We start from the raw sequence: 3,721 nt of genomic DNA on the forward strand, positions 1-3,721 counted from the left end.
GGTTCGGGGCGGGGCGCGGATCGACGAGGCCCGGGCGGCGCATCGAAGGATCGGGAATTGAAAGGGGCGTCAGGTCGGATCGGCGAAGGTGAACCGAATGATTTGTGAACTGGGAAAACTCAATCTCTTACATGAAGTTTCCCCGAGTGTTTCGTCGTCGGCATCCTCTCACCTAGAATAAACACGTCTTGTTCCATCGATATAGATGCGGAGTGATCCCATGCGACGCCTTTCCCTCCTGTCCGCCCTCGCCGCCTGCGGCCTCGCCCTCGCGGGCTGCGCCCAGTCCGGTTCGGCGAACGACGCCGCCTCCGATCAGTCTGCCGCCATGAGCTCGTCCTCCGCGGCCGAATCGGCTCCGGTCGAGGACATCACCCTCAACGTCTTCGCCGCGGCCTCCCTCACGGAGACCTTCGGCGCGCTCGAGAAGACCTTCGAGGCCGCCCACCCGAACGTCGACGTCGTCCTCAACCTCGCCGGCTCGCAGGACCTCGTCGCGCAGATGGCCGCGAACGGCGGCGCCGACGTCCTCGCGACCGCGAACGAGTCGACGATGGACTCCGCGAAGGAGCAGGGCCTCGTCGAGGAGCCCGCGGTCTTCGTGAAGAACATGCTCACGCTCATCACGCCCCCCGGCAACCCGGCGGGCGTCACCGGACTCGACTCCTCGCTCGACAACGCGAAGCTCGTCATCTGCGCGCCCGAGGTTCCCTGCGGCACACTCACTGAGAAGCTGACGGCCGCCCTCGGCGTCGAGCTCCACCCCGTCTCCGAGGAACAGGCCGTCACCGACGTGCGCGGCAAGGTCGCGTCCGGCGAGGCCGACGCGGGTATCGTCTACAAGACCGACGCTCTCGCCGAGGGCGAGAAGGTCGAGACGGTCGACATTCAGGGGGCTGAACAGGCGGTGAACACCTACCCGATCGCGGTCGCGGCGGGCACGTCGCACGCCGACTTGGCGAAGGCCTGGGTCGATCTCGTCCTGTCCGCCGAGGGCCAGAAGGTCCTCGAGGCCGCCGGATTCACCCCCGCGGCCCGATGAGGGGGAGGGGCGCGCCGGTCGTCTCCCCGATCCCCTGGGGGGTCGGGGCGCTCGGCGCGCTCGCTCTCGCCTATCTCGTCGTCCCCCTCGTCCTCATGGGGGCGCGCGTCCCCTGGGGGCGCCTCCCCGAACTCCTCTCGACCGACGCGGCGCTCGCCGCCCTCGGCCTCTCGCTGAAGACCGCGATTGTCGCGCTCGCGGTCGACCTGCTGCTCGGCGTCCCCTTGGCGATCCTCCTATCGAGGACGTGGCGGGGCGTCGGTCCGGCGCGGATCCTCGTCGCCCTCCCGCTGTCGCTCCCCCCGGTCGTCGCCGGCATGGCGCTCATCGCGGCCTTCGGGCGGCGCGGCCTCATCGGGCAGGCGCTCGAGTCCTCCGGGGTGACGATCGCGTTCTCCTGGGTCGCGGTCGTCATGGCGCAGGTGTTCGTCTCCCTGCCCTTCCTCGTCGTCACGCTCGAGGCGGCGCTCCGTACCCGCCCGGAGGGCCTCGAGGAGACCGCCGCGTCGCTCGGCGCCTCGCCCTCGCGCGTCCTCTTCTCGGTGACGCTCCCGCAGGTCGTGCCCGGCCTCGCGCGCGGATCGGCTCTCGCGCTCGCCCGCTGCCTCGGCGAGTTCGGCGCGACCCTCACCTTCGCGGGCTCCCTGCAGGGCGTGACGAGGACCCTGCCGCTCCAGATCTACCTCGCGCGCGAGTCGGACACCGACCTCGCGCTCGTCCTCGGCATGGTGCTCCTCCTCGTCGCCGCCCTGGTCGTCGGCGTGACGGAGACGATCGGCGCCCGCCGCCCCGCGCCTCTCCCGCCCGAGGAGGACGCGCTCCCGTCCTCGTCCTCCTCCGCCCCGCTCGCCGCGTCGATCGACGAGGACGGGGCCCTCGCCCGACTCGACCCGGTCGAGGTGTCGGTGCGCGGGCGGATCGCCGAGCGCGGGTGGGACGTCGACTGCGTCCTGCCGGCCGGCGTCGTCACCGCCGTCATGGGCCGCAACGGCTCGGGGAAGTCGACGCTCGCGTGTGTGATCTCCGGGTCGCTCGCCCTCGACGAGGGCGAGGCCCGCATCGGCCGGACGGTCGTCGACGGGGAGGGCGTCCTCGTTCCGGCGCGCAAGCGCGCGGTCGCCCTCGTCGGGCAGCGGCCGTGCCTCTTCGGGTCGATGTCCGTCCTCGACAACGTCGCCTTCCCGCTGGTCGCGCGTCGCGTCCCAAAGAGGGAGGCGCGCGAGGCGGCGCTCGCCCAGCTCCGCGCCGTCGGCCTCGACGGCCTCGCGGATCGGCGGGGCGACGCCCTGTCGGGCGGGCAGGCCGCGAGGGTCGCGATCGCCCGCGCGCTCGTATTCGACCCGGACGTCCTCGTCCTCGACGAGCCGACCGCCTCCCTCGACGTCGAGGCCTCCGCCCGCGTTGCCTCCGTCGTCGCCCGGCGTCTCGCGGGCGAGCGGATCACGGTCCTCCTCATCACGCACGACCTCGTCGAGGCGCTTGCCCTCGCCTCGCGCCTCCTCGTCCTCGAGGGCGGGCGCGTCGTCGAATCCGGAGAGCCCGCCCGCGTCGTCTCGGCGCCCGCCTCCCTGTTCGGCGCGCGCCTCGCGGGCCTCAACGTCGTGATGGGCGAGGCGCTCGTGCGCGAGTCCGGCTCGCGCCTCGTGTCGATCGCGCTCGGTTCGGGCAGGCTGACGGGCCTCGTCGACGAGGGCGAAGACCCGGCGCCGGGTGAGGGGGCGACTCCGTCCGCCGATGACGGGCTGGACGGAGCGCCGGACGGAATCGTCGAGGGCTCCCCGGTCGCCCTCCACTTCGCGCCGGACGCGGTCGCCCTCTCGCGCGAGCCAATGGTCGGGTCGCCCCGCACGGTCCTGCATGGACGCGTGCTGACGGTCGAGGAGGCGGGCGGCGTCCTCGCGGTCCGGGTCGACGTCGACGGGGCGACGATCGCGGCGCGGCTGACCGCGGGCGCCTGGGCGGAGCTCGGGCTCGCGATCGGCGATGAGGTCTGGTGCACGATCAAGGCGATGCAGGTCCGCGCGATCCCGCTCCACGCCTCCTGATCCCGCCCCCTCACCGAGAGCATTACCGGCTCTTCGCAGTTTGGGGTGTAGGGGTGTGGGCGTGTTGGTGTGTGGATAGGGGTCGAGGTCTTCCGATGATGGGGGTTGCTACAGCCTCGTCACGAAAGACCTCGACGTGCCTCACATTAGCGTTTGTGTCCGTAAGGAAGTGTTCGCCAGCCCCGACTTGTCGGCGTTTGCTCGTGTGGACGAGTTGGGTCTGGTCGTTACCGGCCAGCGTCTTGAGCCCGACCGGGCGGTGTTGGCGTGCCGGGTCGCCGCAGACGACCGGTGGTGCCGGCGGTGCGGGTGCGAGGGCGTGTCTCGTGGCACCGTGGTCCGCTGCCTCGCCCACGAACCGGTGGGCTGGCGGCCCACAACCTTGGAGGTCAGGGTGCGCCGCTACCGGTGCGCCGGGTGTGGGCATGTGTGGCGTCAAGACACCAGCCGCGCGGCCCGCACGCACGCGAAACTCTCACGCGGCGCCGTGCGCTGGGCTCTCGAAGCGGAGCTTGTCAATTGTTTTGTGTAAGTGGGGGTTAGAGGTAGGGGGTGATGCGGTCGGGGTAGGCGGCGGCGAGTTGGGCGAGGGCTTGTTTCCAGTTGGTGGTGAGGCGGCCTTCGACGAGCCGGT

Annotated in this window: 2 protein-coding genes and 1 pseudogene; all 3 read left to right on the forward strand. The window is 71.5% G+C overall.

From position 1 onward, the window contains the following. The first annotated feature begins 220 nt into the window (after window positions 1-220). A complete protein-coding gene (gene modA, locus DY157_RS11115) occupies window positions 221-1,042 on the forward strand; it encodes a molybdate ABC transporter substrate-binding protein (protein ID WP_115728713.1) in 822 nt (273 codons plus the stop codon). Further along, window positions 1,039-3,087 (forward strand): molybdate ABC transporter permease subunit, encoded by a 2,049-nt coding sequence (gene modB / locus DY157_RS11120; protein ID WP_115728714.1) that lies wholly within the window; start codon window positions 1,039-1,041, stop codon window positions 3,085-3,087. Before modA ends, modB begins: the two co-directional genes overlap by 4 nt. 145 nt (window positions 3,088-3,232) lie before the next feature. Beyond that, a pseudogene (locus DY157_RS11125) lies at window positions 3,233-3,604 on the forward strand (ISL3 family transposase); the annotation flags it as partial. Window positions 3,605-3,721 lie beyond the last annotated feature (117 nt).

Source organism: Actinomyces culturomici (assembly GCF_900499005.1).
GTDB classification, from domain to species: domain Bacteria; phylum Actinomycetota; class Actinomycetes; order Actinomycetales; family Actinomycetaceae; genus Pauljensenia; species Pauljensenia culturomici.